Annotated in this window: 15 protein-coding genes; 3 read left to right on the top strand and 12 right to left on the bottom strand. The window is 45.6% G+C overall.

Annotated features, from left to right (window positions below):
- Positions 1-141: 141 nt before the first annotated feature.
- Both FEM55_RS14185 and FEM55_RS14180 read left to right on the top strand, forming a co-directional pair.
- The gene (locus FEM55_RS14185) at positions 142-429 is read left to right on the top strand and encodes a hypothetical protein (protein WP_138282023.1); all 288 of its coding nucleotides are present in this window, start codon (positions 142-144) and stop codon (positions 427-429) included.
- A gap of 100 nt (positions 430-529) precedes the next feature.
- Entirely contained in the window at positions 530-904 is a 375-nt protein-coding gene (locus FEM55_RS14180) for a Spy/CpxP family protein refolding chaperone (protein WP_138282022.1), read from the top strand.
- 394 nt (positions 905-1,298) lie between these two features.
- Here the strand turns inward: FEM55_RS14180 and FEM55_RS14175 are convergent, their stop codons facing one another.
- From FEM55_RS14175 to ligA, 12 genes are all read right to left on the bottom strand, one after another.
- Positions 1,299-2,894 (bottom strand): peptide chain release factor 3, encoded by a 1,596-nt coding sequence (locus tag FEM55_RS14175; RefSeq protein WP_138282021.1) that lies wholly within the window; start codon positions 2,892-2,894, stop codon positions 1,299-1,301.
- 198 nt (positions 2,895-3,092) lie between these two features.
- Entirely contained in the window at positions 3,093-3,704 is a 612-nt protein-coding gene (locus FEM55_RS14170) for an inorganic pyrophosphatase (RefSeq protein WP_171036549.1), read from the bottom strand.
- Positions 3,705-3,754: 50 nt separating this feature from the next.
- Positions 3,755-4,726: a glycosyltransferase family 2 protein gene (locus FEM55_RS14165; protein ID WP_138282020.1), complete on the bottom strand. Its 972-nt coding sequence runs from the start codon at positions 4,724-4,726 to the stop codon at positions 3,755-3,757.
- A 61-nt stretch (positions 4,727-4,787) separates the two neighbouring features.
- Positions 4,788-5,510 (bottom strand): tRNA1(Val) (adenine(37)-N6)-methyltransferase, encoded by a 723-nt coding sequence (locus tag FEM55_RS14160; RefSeq protein ID WP_138282019.1) that lies wholly within the window; start codon positions 5,508-5,510, stop codon positions 4,788-4,790.
- 6 nt (positions 5,511-5,516) lie between these two features.
- Positions 5,517-6,155, bottom strand: a complete 639-nt coding sequence (locus tag FEM55_RS14155; protein WP_138282018.1) for a ribonuclease H1 domain-containing protein — start codon at positions 6,153-6,155, stop codon at positions 5,517-5,519.
- Between the two features lie 46 nt (positions 6,156-6,201).
- Positions 6,202-7,434, bottom strand: a complete 1,233-nt coding sequence (gene pepT, locus FEM55_RS14150) for a peptidase T (protein WP_138282017.1) — start codon at positions 7,432-7,434, stop codon at positions 6,202-6,204.
- Positions 7,435-7,460: 26 nt separating this feature from the next.
- On the bottom strand, positions 7,461-7,925 hold the full coding sequence (locus tag FEM55_RS14145) for a pyrophosphohydrolase domain-containing protein (RefSeq protein WP_138282016.1): 465 nt from the start codon (positions 7,923-7,925) through the stop codon (positions 7,461-7,463).
- 50 nt (positions 7,926-7,975) lie between these two features.
- Entirely contained in the window at positions 7,976-8,545 is a 570-nt protein-coding gene (locus FEM55_RS14140) for a MarC family protein (protein WP_138282574.1), read from the bottom strand.
- A 91-nt stretch (positions 8,546-8,636) separates the two neighbouring features.
- Entirely contained in the window at positions 8,637-9,350 is a 714-nt protein-coding gene (locus FEM55_RS14135; RefSeq protein ID WP_138282015.1) for an NUDIX hydrolase, read from the bottom strand.
- A gap of 75 nt (positions 9,351-9,425) precedes the next feature.
- Positions 9,426-10,484 carry an aminotransferase class V-fold PLP-dependent enzyme gene (locus FEM55_RS14130; RefSeq protein WP_138282014.1) on the bottom strand — a complete coding sequence of 353 codons (1,059 nt, stop codon included), beginning with the start codon at positions 10,482-10,484 and terminating at the stop codon, positions 9,426-9,428.
- A gap of 2 nt (positions 10,485-10,486) precedes the next feature.
- Positions 10,487-11,377 carry a 4-hydroxy-tetrahydrodipicolinate synthase gene (gene dapA, locus FEM55_RS14125; protein ID WP_138282013.1) on the bottom strand — a complete coding sequence of 297 codons (891 nt, stop codon included), beginning with the start codon at positions 11,375-11,377 and terminating at the stop codon, positions 10,487-10,489.
- A gap of 59 nt (positions 11,378-11,436) precedes the next feature.
- Positions 11,437-13,527: an NAD-dependent DNA ligase LigA gene (gene ligA / locus FEM55_RS14120; protein WP_138282573.1), complete on the bottom strand. Its 2,091-nt coding sequence runs from the start codon at positions 13,525-13,527 to the stop codon at positions 11,437-11,439.
- Positions 13,528-13,753: 226 nt separating this feature from the next.
- Here ligA and rpe point away from each other — a divergent pair, with 226 nt between their 5' ends.
- The gene (gene rpe, locus FEM55_RS14115) at positions 13,754-14,401 is read left to right on the top strand and encodes a ribulose-phosphate 3-epimerase (protein ID WP_138282012.1); all 648 of its coding nucleotides are present in this window, start codon (positions 13,754-13,756) and stop codon (positions 14,399-14,401) included.
- Positions 14,402-14,418: the final 17 nt, after the last annotated feature.

Genomic DNA, 14,418 nt, shown 5'->3' with positions numbered 1-14,418 from the left:
ATGTACAATATACAATGAAAAACTAAAAAGCCGGACTAACGGCACGTAATCAGAAGAAGTTACAATCAGCTTATAAAATCTTTATGTAAATTTCATTTTTTTGCAACAGTTATCCCGTTTACGTTTATTCAAGCACTTAGTATGACATACGATCAATTTAAAGAATCACTTTCCGGAACTACGCCGCCGGCTGGAATTCCGGTGCTGCTGGAAGCACTCTGGCACGATGCAAAGGGAAACTGGGAAGCAGCGCATAACATTGCGCAAAGCAAGGAAGGAACCCGTCCGTACGACCGCCTGCATGCCTATCTGCACCGGGTGGAAGGCGACAACGGGAATGCCGGTTACTGGTACAGAAGAGCTGGCGCGGATGTTTTCAGAGGTTCACTGCAGGAGGAATGGAAAACGCTTGTGGAATCGTTGATCTAAAAATTAAAATACCTTTCGGAAAACGTTAGCTAAATTCAATCGGCTGTTTAAACCTTTTGCCGAAAATCTTCTCTAACCGTTGTAACAAAACCAAAAAACCATGAGGAAAGGACTTTTTGCCCTGATATTGACACTGGCAAGTTTCGCTGCATTTGCACAAGGCCGGAATTCAGACCTGACGCCGGAACAGCGCGCCGAAAACCAGACAAAAACCATGACGGAAAGGCTTGACCTTTCCGACGAACAGCAGAAGCAGGTTTATGCGCTGAATTTGGCAAGAGTTCAGAAAATGCAGGAAATGAGGGAATCACAGACGCAGGACCGTGCGCAAATGCGTGCTTCCATGGAAACTTTCAACACGGAAATTGCAAAAATCCTGACCGTTGAACAGCAGGAAAAATACAAAACCATGCTGGAAGACAGAAGGAATAACGGAGGAAGAGGACCAAGTGACGAGTCGCCGGTAAAGCCTTGAAGTTGGGATTAAGGAAGGAAAGGAAAATGGAGGAAGGGACAAAGGATGAATGGTCAGAAAAATCTTGAATTTTGGATAAATGGGAAAGCGGAGGAAAGGACGAGGGGAGAATTGCCTCTAAAACTTGAAACGATTTTTAATAAAAAAGCCCTATACTATTGCCAAACCATCACTAATAAACAATCTTTTACAAAAAATGACTCATTGATCATAAATGACATTTATCTAAAAACAACCTTTGACTAAAAATGACCTATTGACAAAAAATGACTTTTAACCAAAAACAACCCTTAACTATAAATGATCCGTTGACCACGAATGACATTTAATAAACTGATTTCATTTGTCACAGGCATACAATCCACTTGAATACGGATTATATGCCTGTTCTTTTTCAAACGGCCATTTCCGTTTTAAATTCGGAGGTAAAATGGAAATGAATGGCCGGATTGTTTTCTCGGTTCATCCGGATCATCCATTCGGATTCGGCCAGAAATACCGGATTGCGGTCTTTATCGTAGGCAATCTGATTTCCTTTCAGGCGGACAAACTGATCCATAGCCGGTTTTTCATCTGCAGTAAGCCAGCATGCACGCGAAATGTTCATCGGAACCCAGCGGCATTTAGCACCATATTCATGTTCCAGACGATACTGGATTACATCAAACTGCAGTTCACCCACGGTACCGACTACTTTCCGGTTTCCAAGGTCCAGCGTAAAAAGCTGTGCAACGCCTTCGTCCGTAAGCTGCTGAATACCTTTTTCCAGCTGCTTGGATTTCATCGGGTCCATATTAATGAGTTCCTTGAAAATTTCGGGCGAAAAGCTCGGAATTCCTGAAAACTGAAGATTTTCACCTTCTGTCAGCGTGTCTCCGATTTTAAAACTTCCAGTGTCATACAAGCCAACTACATCGCCGGGAAAGCCCTCGTCCAACACACTTTTGTCCGAAGCCATAAAGGTAAACGGACTTGAAAACCGAACTTCTTTGCCGAGACGCACATGCTTGTAAAACTTGCCACGTTCGAATTTACCAGAACAAATCCTTAAAAAAGCAATCCGGTCGCGGTGACGCGGATCAAGATTTGCGTGTATTTTAAATACAAAACCGGTGAATTTTGGCTCCGTTGGTTCCACTTCGCGTACGTCCGTCGGACGTGGCTGCGGAATCGGGGAAATCTGACAGAAAGTATCAAGCAATTCCTTGATACCAAAGTTATTGATAGCGCTTCCAAAAAACACGGGTGCAAGCTGCCCTTTCTGATAAGCATCTTCTGAAAACGCATCGTACACGCCTTCAACCAGTTCCACATCTTCGATCAGTTGCAAAGCATCGCGCTCGCCGACCAGCGATTCCAGGTTTTCATCGTCCAGCCCTACTTTGGCAACGTCTCGTTCTATTTTGGTTTTGTTGATTTTAAAGAAATACAGCATTTGTTCGTACAGGCTGTACACGCCTTTAAATTCAGCACCCATATTGATCGGCCATGTAAGCGGCCTTACGCGAATGCCAAGCTTGGTTTCAAGTTCATCCAGCAGTTCAAACGGGTTCCGGCCTTCGCGGTCCAGCTTGTTCACAAACACGATCACCGGCGTATTGCGCATGCGGCACACTTCCATGAGCCTTTCGGTTTGCTCTTCAACGCCTTTTACACAATCAATGACGAGAATAACGCTGTCCACGGCGGTAAGCGTACGGTACGTATCTTCTGCAAAATCCTTGTGACCGGGCGTATCCAGAATATTGATCAGCAAATCATGGTATTCAAATGTCATGACGGACGTAGCGACCGAAATACCTCTCTGCTTTTCAATTTCCATGAAATCCGAAGTCGCCGTCTTTTTGATTTTATTGGATTTTACCGCACCTGCCGTCTGGATGGCGCCTCCGAAAAGCAGCAGCTTTTCCGTTAGCGTCGTTTTCCCCGCATCCGGGTGACTGATGATCGCAAAAGTGCGGCGTTTTTTTATTTCTTGTATATTACTCATATCAGACTGATAAACATCTTCCAATATCTTTCCGGCAGGATTTGTAAGCGCTTTTTATTCAGCTTTTTGATTATGCCTGCCAGCGATACCGATTCTATAAAAATTTGCACAAAGATAAGAATAAACAAAAGCCGTCCCTAGCGGGGACGGCTCAAAATTCCGGATCAAACGGTATTAAACCTGAGGTAAATTATATTTTCAGTAATACGAATGTTTGTAATCTTCAACAGACGTCAGAATTACTTCATGCGCCTCTTCTTTTCCGTAAACATTGGTGATTTCAATATGTGCTTTTTCGCCCGGCAGGTTTTTGTAAGTAAGGAAGTAATGCTTCAGACGCTCGATAATTCCTTCAGGCAGTTCGCTCAGGTCTGAAAATGCACCGTATACTTCATCTCCTTTCAGGACGGCAATGATTTTATCATCTGCTTCACCGCCATCAATCAGACGGATTCCGCCGATAGGCTTGGCTTCGCACATAATGTTACCGTGAGAAATGATTTTCTCGCACAATACAATGATATCCAGCGGATCACCGTCTCCTTCGGTCACATCGCGTCCGGAACGCTCTCTGGCCAGCAATGCAATTTTTTCGGCACAATACGTTTTGGGGATGAATCCGTACAGTGCAGGAACAATGTTGGAATATTTTTGAGGACGGTCAATTTTCAGATAACCCGTCGCCTTGTCAATTTCGTATTTTACAGTATCAGTCGGAACGATTTCAATAAATGCAGTTACAAGTTCAGGTGCATTTTCACCCATTGGAATCCCGTGCCAGGGATGTGCTTTGTGTACGTTAGCTATCATTATTTATATAGAATGTAATATCTTTTAATTTTTTAATGTGTTTAAGTGTTCTAACTGCCAACCCGACTGGAAATGTTGTAATCACCGGTTTTCGATATGGACTGCTTTACAAACAGCTCTCCAAGGAAACCGGCTAAAAATAATTGCGAACCCACCATGATTGCCACCAGCGCCAGAAAGAAAAGCGGGTTTTCAGTAACATTCCGGTAAGGCTGCAGATGATAAATATTATATAGCTTTTTACCTAAAAGCCAGAATGCTATAATGCTTCCAAGAAAAAACATGAGCGTTCCAAGACTGCCAAACAAATGCATGGGTCGTCGCCCAAACTTATTCACAAAGGCAATCGAAAGCAAATCCAGAAAGCCAAAAATAAATCTTTCAAGGCCGAACTTGGTATAGCCGTATTTGCGGGCACGGTGCTGAACTACTTTTTCACCTATTTTCCTGAAACCGTTCCACTTGGCGATAACCGGAATATAACGGTGCATTTCGCCGTAAATCGTAATGTTTTTTACCACTTCTTTACGGTATGCCTTTAAGCCGCAGTTGAAATCGTGCAGCGATACGCCGGAAATGCTTCGTGTAGCCGCATTGAAAATTTTGGTGGGAATCGTCTTGGAAATTGGGTCATACCGCTTCTTTTTCCAGCCCGAAACCAGATCGTATCTTTCCTGCGTGATCATGCGGTACAAATCCGGGATTTCGTCGGGACTGTCCTGAAGATCGGCGTCCATTGTAATGACGACTTCGCCTCTTGTCGCCTGAAAGCCGGTCTGCAATGCAGCGGTTTTCCCGTAATTGCGGACAAAGCGAAACCCGTGGATGTGCGGATTGACAGAAGAAAGCCGGGTAATGACAGACCAAGACAAATCGCTGCTGCCATCGTCAATAAACAGGATTTCGTATGAAAAACCATTTTCGTCCATGACCCTTTCAATCCATTCGGCTAGCTCGGGAAGCGACTCTTCTTCATTGTAAAGAGGGACAACTACGGAAATCTGAATTACTGAATCGATCATGAATAAAGTTCAATGGCAAAGCACGAGGCCGGTATTACAGCAAAGTTCGTATTTTTCCTGATCAAAATATTAAATAAAAGTCTTTCATTAAATCCCGGAACGACGGATGATAGGTAACTCCATCATTCTCATAGATATACAATACATTTTCAATTACAGGAGCAGCATATTTTTCAGTCTTTTGAAATTCCATAAGCAGCCGGAAAGGATTTTTACCCGAATGGTGACAAAGCGCGAGCTTACGGTTTAAAACCAAGCCGGCATTTTCTGCTTTTTGCTGAAACCTTGTCCCTTCTTCCACCGGAAAAAGAACCTGAAATTTACCGGAAGGCAAAAGCAGCCGGTTAACCGCAGCAACAAGTTCTTCAAAGTCAAGCGAATGTGCATGATGCGCAAGATTTTTCTTTTTGTCAGGCGATTTCAGATCATCCTGAAAAAATGGCGGGTTACTGATGATCACATCGTACTGAAAACCCGGATCAAAAAGCTGTATGGCAGTATGATACAGTTTTATACGGTTATGAAACGGACTTTTTGCAACATTTTCACCCGCCTGTTCAAAAGCATCGGTGTCAATTTCCACGGCATCGATCCGAGCATGGGTATTTCTCTGCGCGGACATCAGCGAAAGCAAACCCGTTCCGGCGCCGATATCGAGCACACGACCTGCATTTTCCAGGTTTGTCCAGGCTCCGAACACGCAGGCATCCGTACAAACTTTCATCGCACATTTATCCTGCCAGATTGTAAACTGCTTGAAATGAAAAGTGGAATTCCGGGCCATATGCGTCTATTTTCGTCCGAAATCAGCCGGGTTTTCGCCCCAGTATTCCGTTTCCCATTTCAGAATTTTATTGGAAAACGAATTGGTTGCCAGCCAGCGTTCGGCTCTTTGCAGCATTTCGAAAACCGGTTTGTTCCGGGGCGTCAGTTCGAGCTTTGTGTTAGCATGTTTTTTCCTGATCCAGCTGATCGCCGTTCTGGAATCGCTGTAAATGGGCAAGTCACTTTCCTTTTTCTGCAGGTAGGCAAGCGCATGGACAATGGCCAGAAATTCGCCGATGTTGTTCGTTGCATCTTTAAAAGGCCCTTGTAAAAAAAGCCGCTCGCCAGTTGCATAGTAAATGCCCTGATATTCCATGTCGCCGGAAGCTGTGTTCCAGGCGGCATCCACGGCAATGCTGTTTTTGATCGGCCGGCCGATACTGGCCGGCGCTTCCTTGGTTAAAGCCGGTTTGTTATTTTCCTTTTTGGCAACAAATTCCCAGTAATTACGCTGAATGGCTGCCTCTGCTTCCTGAATGGATTCAAATGATTTGTAACGGGCATCGTCAAAACCTTTGATCTGCGCTTCGCATTCTTTCCAGTCTGTAAAAACGCCTGTTTTCCTCCCTTGCCATACTACGTAATATTTGGTCTTCTTTGCCATATCAATTAATTCTTTGCGTATTGGTAACTGTTTATAAGATCCGTTTTCAGGCTTTCTCTTCCCAAATCCGGCATATATTTACAATTACTTCCACGGCTTTTTCCATATCCTGCACCGAAACCCATTCCAGTCGCGAATGAAAAGCATGTTCGCCGGCAAAAATATTCGGGCATGGAAGTCCCATAAACGACAAACGCGAGCCGTCCGTACCGCCACGAATGCTTCTCTGAACAGGGTTCATGCCAAGCCGCTTCATCGCCAGAAATGCATTTTCCGTCACTTCAGGATGCAGGTCCAGCACTTCTTTCATGTTCCGGTATTGCTCCGTAACCTTGAACTCGGCCGTGGAATTGGGAAAGTGCCTCAGAACGTCATCCGTAATTTCTTTCAGCAAAGCTTCTTTTTCATGCAGGCCGCTTTCGGTAAAATCACGTATGATAAAGCTCAGTACGGCTTTTTCCTGAATGCCTTCCATTTGAACGGGATGAATAAACCCTTCCTTGTCTTTGGTGGCTTCCGGTGAAAGTGCTTTGGGCAGTGCAGCAAGAATCTGTCCGGCAATTTTCAGCGCATTTTCCAGCTTGTCCAGCGCATAGCCGGGATGCGTGCTTACGCCGTGAATCGTGATTTTCACACCGTCGGCAGAAAAGGTTTCGTCTTCCAGCGTTCCCACCGCTTCGCCATCCACGGTATACCCGAAATCGGCACCCAGTTTTTCAAGATCCACTTTCTCGGTTCCGCGGCCTACTTCTTCGTCCGGCGTAAAAAGAATCTTGATCGGGCCGTGTTTGATTTCAGGATGCGTCTGCAGGAATTCAACGGCTGCCATGATTTCCGCAACGCCTGCTTTATTATCCGCACCAAGCAACGTAGTGCCGCTTGCCGTTACAATATCATTGCCGATCTGCTGATCGAGATCGTGCAGTTCGCCGATCTGCAAAACCTGTGTCGGGTCGTCGGGCAGAATGATGTCGGCACCGTTCCAGTTTTTGTGTACGATCGGTTTTACATTGGCTCCGGTTACATCAGGCGATGTGTCCACATGCGAGCAGAAGCAGATTACCGGAATGTCCGTTTTTTCCGAATTGGAAGGAACCGTTGCGTAGACATAGCCGTGTTCATCCAGATGCGCATCCTGAATTCCCATTTCAAGCAATTGCGAAACAAGCAGTTTGCTCAGGTCTTTTTGCTTGGACGTACTTGGAAAAGTTTCCGAATCCGGGTCTGACTGCGTATCGATTTTTACGTACTGAAGAAAACGGTCAAGAACTGATGACATAAGCAGAAAGTATTTAAATAAAGTTATCAGCTCAGAATGGAAACCAGATCAGCCGGAGAATAATTGATATTCTTCAGTGTTTTGTCATCGGCAGTTCTGTAAACCAGGTATTTGCCATTGTCTTCCTTATAATAGCAATCCGTTCCTTTTGCCTTGTAATGCGCCACGGTCGCTTCTGCTTCCTCCACGTTCAGACAGGCTTTCGACATATTGGAGCGTTGTACTTCATCAAAAAGCGCCCTGAATTTTTCCCCAAGACCAAATTCCAGCACGGCGCCCGACAATACATACTGCAGATCGCAGAGTGCGTCGGCGACTTCCACAATGTCTTTTTCCAGAATGGCTACTTCCAGTTCTTTCAGTTCTTCGGCAAGCAAGGCCACACGGAGTCGTGAACGTTCTTCGGACGGGATTGTAGGCTTTTCCAGAATCGGATGCCTGAAAGTGGTATGAAATTCTGCGACCTGATTAAGGCTGTCCAGTTGCTGCATTTTATGTTGATTTTAAAATAATTTATCCTGATCGCCTGAAATGTTACCGGCTAAATAATCAGGTTTGTTTTGAATAATTTAATGGAAATGGCCAGAAGTATAATCCCGAAAACCTTTCTGAGAATGTCCGTTCCGCCCGTTCCAAGTTTGTTTTCGATCCAGTTGGACGATTTCAAAACCAGATATACAAAGAACAGATTCAGTAAAATGCCGATCAGTATGTTCTGGATCTGATAGGTGGAGCGCAAGGCAAGCAAGGTCGTCATTGTGGCGGCACCGGCAATGATCGGAAATGCAATGGGTACGATGGAAGCAGTTCCCACATCCAGGTCATCGTGCTTGAAAATATTCCTTCCCAAAATCATTTCCATTCCTAGCAGAAAAAGGATAATGGCGCCTGCAATGGCAAAGGAGGCGACATCAACTCCAAAAAGAGACAGCAGCCTTTCGCCCAGAAACAGAAACACAATCATAATGAATCCTGCTGCCAGCGTTGCTTTTTCGGACTCGATTTTCCCCAGCTTTTTCCTGAAATCAACAATAACCGGCAATGAACCAAGCACATCGATCACAGAAAAAAGAATAAGCGTAACGGAAACGATTTCCTTGAAGTTGAACATGGGATTTTCCTTGCATGTATGTCCCGCAAAGTTGCTCAAAACCGCTTGCTTACACAACTGTTGCCCGTTTCTTTCTGAAAAATTACCGCTTTCAGGACGCATTCCCGGGCAGGAAATTGAGAAACGTATTGAATTGCTTGCGGTATTTTTCTTCGTTGATTTTGTAAAAGTAGGCGCCTTTTTTGGAATAACCTTTTTGCTTTTCGTCCAGCTTTACAAGCAGATTGGTCGAAAGCAGTTTCCGGCTGAAATTGCGTTTATCCAGATCGGTCCCGAAAATGGCTTCATACAATTTTTGAAGCTGCGGGATCGTGAATTTTTCGGGAAGCAGCTCAAACCCAATCGGATGCTGCGAGGCTTTGTACCGTAAATGCTGAATGGCCATTTCCACCATGGAAGCGTGGTCAAAAAGAAGATGAGGCAGTTCCTGCATGGAAAACCACTGCGCTTCGTAGCTTTTGGAAATCTTGTGATCGTAATCTTCCACATTGATCAGCGCAAAGTAGGCGACCGAAACGGTGCGTTCCACGGGATCACGTTCAGGACTCCCGAATGTATGCAGCTGCTCAAGATAAATGTCGGTCAGGTTCGTGAGTTCAAACAGGATTCTGGAAGAAGCACTTTCCAGGCTTTCGTCGGGCTGCATCCAGCCGCCCATTAAGGACCAGGTGTGATGCTCCTGCTCGATACCTCTTTTTACAAGCAGCAATTTCAGCTCTTCACCATCAAAACCGAAAATAATGGAATCCAGCGCAACCAGGTATTTCGTCTGAGCCTGATATTGTTTTAATATATCTAATCGCACAACTTGTAAACTGCAGAAATGAGTTAATTAATGTTTAGTTAATAAATGCAAATAACCATCAATAATACTCATTCGCTACTTATTTGAAGCCGTCCGGATCAGAAATCCCTTCAGAACTGCAATTTCTTCATCACTTATGGCCGGGAAATTGGCGATCCGGAAACTGGTCTCCTTGTCTTTTCCGTAACCGTTGCCCAGCGTGATTCCGTCCTGTTTTGCTGCTTTTTTCAATTCCGCAATCCTTGTCTTTTCTGCATGTACGGCAATAACGGTACCGGAACGCACGGCTTCATTTTTGACAAGCAACTCGTATCCGTTTTCGGCCAGAAATTGATACCAGTTTTTTGCTCTTTGTTGTATAATTTCTGAAATAATCTCAATCTGTTCCACCTGTTCCATGACTTTTCCTATCAGATAAATGCCGAGCGTATTGGGCGTATACGGCGTCTGGAATTTGAGAAAATTGTCTCTGATGAAAAGCAGGCTGTTATAATGTTTATTCTCACCGATTTCTTCTGCCCTGCGAACGGCCCGAGGCGAAACGATCATGACGCCCAGCCCGGCCGGAAGCCCGAAACATTTCTGAACGGATGCATACCAGATGTCGGCATTTTGCCAGGGCAGCGCAACGCCCGCCATGGAAGAAGTAGCGTCCACGGCAATCAGGTTTTCAGTTCGGGAACGGAGTTCAGAGAGAAAGGAAGAAGGGAGAAAAGTGCCGTTGGAAGTTTCACTGTGCGTAACACAGATTACTTCATTTTCCTGAAAATACAGTTTGTTCAGGTCCGGAACCGTTTCGGAATCAAAATAAAAAGCATTGGCGCCGGCTGTGATTTTATGCGTGTACTGCATCCATTTTTCACCAAAAGCGCCGTTGTAAATGTGCGTACTGGAAGCTGAAATAAGCGACTGCGCAATGATTTCCCAGCATTCGGTTGCAGAAGAGACAAAATACACTTCATAATCATCCGGAACGTCCAGCTTTGTTTTTAACGACAAAACCGTATGCTGAAGCATTTGCATAAATGCCTCGCTTCTGTGATTGGCGCTGATCAGTCCGCTTTCGACAGCTTCCTGAAGATACGGCCCGACTTGCGGATAAACCTTGGACGGTCCGGGATAAAACGTGATCATATTCAAAGGAATCCTTCTCTGATCATGGCTTTTTCAAGCTTTTGGCCTAACTCGTCGGATGCTTTCAGCAACGGCAAGCGAACATCGGAGCGGCATATGCCTTTTATTTCCAGACATTTTTTGATCCCGACCGGATTGGATTCTATATAAAGCAGCGTATCGAATTCCAGAAATGCCAGCTGCAAACGGGCTGCTTCCTGAAACCTTCCTTCCAGCGCATGCCATGTAAGATCTCTGAACTGCGAAGGGAACGCATTGGCAATCACTGAAATAACGCCATGCCAGCCCACACTGATCATCGTCGTAACCAGATTGTCGTCGCCGGAAAGCAGCAGGAAATCGTCGGGCACGCGGGATGCCAGTTCCATGCTTTGTTCGATGCTTCCGCCCGCATCTTTAATCCCGATGATGTTCGGATGCGCGGCAAGTTTCACGATTGTATCCGGTTTCATGTTTACGACCGTGCGGCCGGGCACATTGTATAAGATAACCGGAACCGGCGAAGCATCTGCAATGGCTGTAAAATGTGCTGCAATTCCTTCCTGAGTCGGTTTGTTATAATAAGGACAAACGGAAAGAATGGCGTCGACACCGTTAAAATCGGTTTCTTTAATGGAATCCAGTACAGTCTGCGTGTTGTTGCCGCCAAGACCATACACAATGGGCAGCGACTTGGTGTTGTTTTTTATGGTAAATGCCAGGATCTCCGTTTTTTCCTGCCTGGATACTGTCGGAGATTCGCCTGTTGTTCCCTGTACGACGAGGTAATCCGATCCGCCCTCTGTTACGAGGTCGATCAGTCTTTTCAAACCCGGATAATCAATTTTGTTCTGCTCATCAAAAGGTGTAATCAACGCAGCTCCTACCCCTTTAAAACGTTGGTCCAATGGCATTATTCCTGTATAAATGTTAGATTTTAAAACACAAAGTTAGCTTTCTGAGGCATTTTTCTTTATTTATTACGGATCATTGCTAAAAATTCTTCTTCCGCCAAAATCGTGACACCCAGTTTTCTTGCTTTTTCGAGCTTGGCCGGGCCCATATTCGCGCCTGCCAGCAGATAATTCAGTTTTCCGGAAACACCACTCAAAATCCGGCCTCCGTTCGCTTCTATTTTATCCTTCAGATCGTCCCGGTCAAAGTTTTCGAACACACCGGAAATGACAAACGTTTTGCCTTCCAGCACATTGCTTTCCAGCACAACAGGCTTTTCATCACTTTCCATCTGCAGACCGGCCCGTTGCAAACGTTCCACAAGAAGCTGGTTTTCAGGTACGCTGAAATAAGACACGATACTTTGCGCAATCCGGCCGCCGATTTCAGGAACGGCAACAAGCTGATCGTAACTGGCCGTGCGCAATGCATCAATGGATTTGAAATAAACAGCCAGTTTCTCGGCAACTGTTGCGCCCACAAAGCGGATTCCCAATGCAAAGAGCACATTTTTAAACGGAACCGTTTTGGAAAGCGCAATGCCGTTCAGAATATTTTCAACCGTTTTTTCCCTGAAACTGATTTTTTTGATCTTGCCCGTTTCTTCATTGAGAATGTTTTTCTCCAAGCCGAGCAGACTTTCATACTTAAGATCGTACAGATCCGCAGGCGTACGTACCAGATTGATGTCAAACAGCGTTTCTACTTTTCCTTCGCCCAGACTTTCGATGTTCATGGCCTTGCGATGGATGAAATGCTCGATACGGCCTTTCAGCTGCGGCGGGCAATGGCTGTCGTTCGGACAGAAAAAGGCTACTTCGCCTTCGTTACGTTGCAGAGGCGAGCCGCATTCGGGGCAATTTACCGGGAAATCAATCGGTACCGTCAGGAAGTTTTCTCGCTGCGTGATGTCTACACCGGTTATTTTCGGAATAATTTCCCCGCTTTTTTCCACAAACACCGTATCGCCGATTCGTATGCCCAATCGTATGAGTTCATTGGCATTGTGAAGCGTCGCGCGTTTCACATACGTTCCGGAAAGATGCACGCCCCGGACCTGGTTATAAGGAAGCATGCGTTCGCTTTCCGCGCACAGATTTGCCACCGGTGTAATCGTTCCGATTCTGCCTACCTGAAAATTGACCGACCGGAGAACAGCCGGCTTGTTCTCCGCTTTGTACTTGAAGGAAATAGCCCAGCGCGGGCTTTTGGCCGTGAAACCGAGTTCCCGCTGCTGTTCAAAGGAATTGACTTTGATCACAATCCCGTCTGTTGCCAGCGGAAGCGTCATGCGTTTTTCTTCCCATGCATGAATGTATGCGATTACTTCGTCGATTGTCTGCACTTTGCGCCAGCCCGGCGAAACGTTGAAACCCCGGGATTTCAGTTCCAGCAGACTTTCTTCATGGCTTTTGAACACTTCGTTGTCTGTAATAAAGGAATATATGTAGCAGTCGAGCGCACGCCTGGCCGTTTCAGCCGAATCCTGCAGTTTGAAAGAACCCGAAGCGGCATTCCTCGGATTGGCATACAGATTTTCACCCAAAGTTTCCATTTCCTCGTTCAGCTTCTGAAACGATGAAATCGGCATGAAACCCTCGCCGCGTACCTCGAAAAGCTCGGGCAACCCGGCTGCTTTTACACGCAGCGGCAAAGTCCGGATCGTTTTGATGTTGTTGGTGATTTCATCTCCGCGCGTTCCGTCGCCCCTTGTGACGCCTCTCACGAGCACGCCGTTTTCATAAGTGAAACTAAGCGAAATGCCGTCGAATTTCAGTTCGCAGATGTATTCGTAAGCTTCACCATTCAGCCCTTTTCTTACACGGTCATCAAAGTTGCGCAGCTCCTGTTCATTGTAGGTATTGTCCAGCGACAGCATCGGGTAACGATGATAAACGGTATTGAACGACTTCGTTACCGTGCCTCCTACCCTTTGCGTCGGAGAATCGCTCTGCCTGAATTCGGGGTACTGACTTTCCAGCGCCTTCAGCTGATTTAAAAGCTGGTCAAATTCAAAATCGGATATTTCGGATACACTATCCTGATAATAGCGATCATTGTAATAATTAATTTTCTGAATGAGGTCAAGAATCTGCTGTTCCGGCGTCATAATCATTGCGGCTGCTTTTTGTTTCCTTCAAATTTAGGAGCAAAATAAGTGATTTATCCCGATTATGTTTTTTGTCTTTCCAACAATAAAGCATTGCGTTTACAGCTTCCGCCAACCTAACTTATTATATTTCAGGAAGGTAAATACTTACATTTCCTATGCTTGACCGGCATGTACATAAATTCACTAATTTCGCCCTCATTAAACCGTTATACCCGACCGAATCATGGCTGAAATTGCCCCATCCATACTTGCTGCCGACTTTGCGAATCTTCAGCGCGACATTGAAATGCTGAATGCGAGTGAAGCGGATTATATTCATGTTGATATCATGGATGGCATGTTTGTCCCGAATATTTCCTTTGGCATTCCGGTTTGTGAAGCCATTCACAAACATGCCCGAAAACCGCTTGACGTTCATCTCATGATTGAACAGCCGGACCGGTATCTGGAAGCATTCAGCAAGGCAGGCGCATGGGGATTGACAGTCCATTACGAAGCATGTCCGCATCTGCACAGTACTGTTCAGCATATCAGGCAGCTTGGTGTGCAGCCGGGCGTCGCCATTAATCCGCATACGCCTGTGGAGGCGCTTTCGGAAATACTTCCGGATTTATCCCTTGTGCTGGTGATGTCTGTCAATCCGGGATTCGGCGGCCAGAAATTTATTGAAAACACGTATAAAAAAGTAGCCACGCTGAAAGCGCTGAAAGAAAAATTCGGCTACAATTTCAAGATTGAGGTGGATGGCGGCGTTAATCTGGATAATGCTGCTTCGCTGATCCAGAACGGCGCGGATATTCTGGTAGCAGGAAGTTTTGTTTTCGGATCAGCGAATCCGACGGCGACCATTGCGGATTTAAAGAACAAGTAATTTTTCAGGATTTGACT

The sequence above is a fragment of the Dyadobacter sediminis genome, assembly GCF_005860765.1.
Taxonomy (GTDB): domain Bacteria; phylum Bacteroidota; class Bacteroidia; order Cytophagales; family Spirosomataceae; genus Dyadobacter; species Dyadobacter sediminis.
The sequence above is the reverse complement of the archived record's forward strand: the minus strand, read 5'-3'. Positions and strand labels throughout refer to the sequence as shown.

Coding starts and splice junctions, on each gene's coding strand:
- FEM55_RS14185 (WP_138282023.1), top strand. CDS start 142: ATGACATACGATCAATTTAAAGAATCACTTTCCGGAACTACGCCGCCG.
- FEM55_RS14180 (WP_138282022.1), top strand. CDS start 530: ATGAGGAAAGGACTTTTTGCCCTGATATTGACACTGGCAAGTTTCGCT.
- FEM55_RS14175 (WP_138282021.1), bottom strand. CDS start 2,894: ATGAGTAATATACAAGAAATAAAAAAACGCCGCACTTTTGCGATCATC.
- FEM55_RS14170 (WP_171036549.1), bottom strand. CDS start 3,704: ATGATAGCTAACGTACACAAAGCACATCCCTGGCACGGGATTCCAATG.
- FEM55_RS14165 (WP_138282020.1), bottom strand. CDS start 4,726: ATGATCGATTCAGTAATTCAGATTTCCGTAGTTGTCCCTCTTTACAAT.
- FEM55_RS14160 (WP_138282019.1), bottom strand. CDS start 5,510: ATGGCCCGGAATTCCACTTTTCATTTCAAGCAGTTTACAATCTGGCAG.
- FEM55_RS14155 (WP_138282018.1), bottom strand. CDS start 6,155: ATGGCAAAGAAGACCAAATATTACGTAGTATGGCAAGGGAGGAAAACA.
- pepT (WP_138282017.1), bottom strand. CDS start 7,434: ATGTCATCAGTTCTTGACCGTTTTCTTCAGTACGTAAAAATCGATACG.
- FEM55_RS14145 (WP_138282016.1), bottom strand. CDS start 7,925: ATGCAGCAACTGGACAGCCTTAATCAGGTCGCAGAATTTCATACCACT.
- FEM55_RS14140 (WP_138282574.1), bottom strand. CDS start 8,545: ATGTTCAACTTCAAGGAAATCGTTTCCGTTACGCTTATTCTTTTTTCT.
- FEM55_RS14130 (WP_138282014.1), bottom strand. CDS start 10,484: ATGATCACGTTTTATCCCGGACCGTCCAAGGTTTATCCGCAAGTCGGG.
- dapA (WP_138282013.1), bottom strand. CDS start 11,377: ATGCCATTGGACCAACGTTTTAAAGGGGTAGGAGCTGCGTTGATTACA.
- ligA (WP_138282573.1), bottom strand. CDS start 13,527: ATGACGCCGGAACAGCAGATTCTTGACCTCATTCAGAAAATTAATTAT.
- rpe (WP_138282012.1), top strand. CDS start 13,754: ATGGCTGAAATTGCCCCATCCATACTTGCTGCCGACTTTGCGAATCTT.